The sequence below is a fragment of the Streptomyces griseoloalbus genome (assembly GCA_014650015.1).
In the GTDB taxonomy this organism is placed as follows: Bacteria; Actinomycetota; Actinomycetes; order Streptomycetales; family Streptomycetaceae; genus Streptomyces; species Streptomyces griseoloalbus.
In genome coordinates, this window is sequence record BMUD01000195.1 from 1 (window position 1) to 502 (window position 502).

Genomic DNA, 502 nt, shown 5'->3' on the forward strand with positions numbered 1-502 from the left:
CCCCGCGTACGCACGGCACAGCCTCCGCGTACTCGTCGGGGCACCCGCGAGCCGCCATGATGAGCGGGCGAGATGCCCTTCGACCGGACGGTGTTCCGAAGGGGCGACCATGAAGGGGCTTCGGCTCCGCACGCGGGCGACGGGAGGGTGTGGGGATGGGGCAGGGCCGGCAGGAGAAGGTGGTCACCAGTCTTCCCGGGGCGGTGAGCGAGGAGATCGGTGCGTTGCTCGCCCCGGTCGACGCCGAGCTGGAGCGCCGCTACCCGGGGGATCCGGCGACCCGGCAGCCCGTCCACACCGCCTACGTGCCCGCCGACGTCTTCACCGCCGGCACCGTCCGCTCCTGGGGTGACGCGGCCCTCGCCGCCCTCGACGCACACGCACCCGACCCGGCGTCCCTCGCCGCCGTCCTCGGCCTCCCCGACGACCTGGCCGAGCCGGTCCACTCCCGGGTGTGCGCCAAGCTCGCCCGCGAACCCGTCGAGGATCTGCGCATCGACTT

At 74.1% G+C, this 502-nt stretch carries 1 protein-coding gene; it reads left to right on the forward strand.

Annotated elements, in window-relative coordinates; all coding sequences use genetic code 11:
* Positions 1-155 precede the first annotated feature (155 nt).
* Positions 156-502, forward strand: a 347-nt coding sequence (locus IE178_RS35530) for a DUF6986 family protein (protein ID WP_438874445.1), incomplete at its 3' end; no start/stop codon positions are given.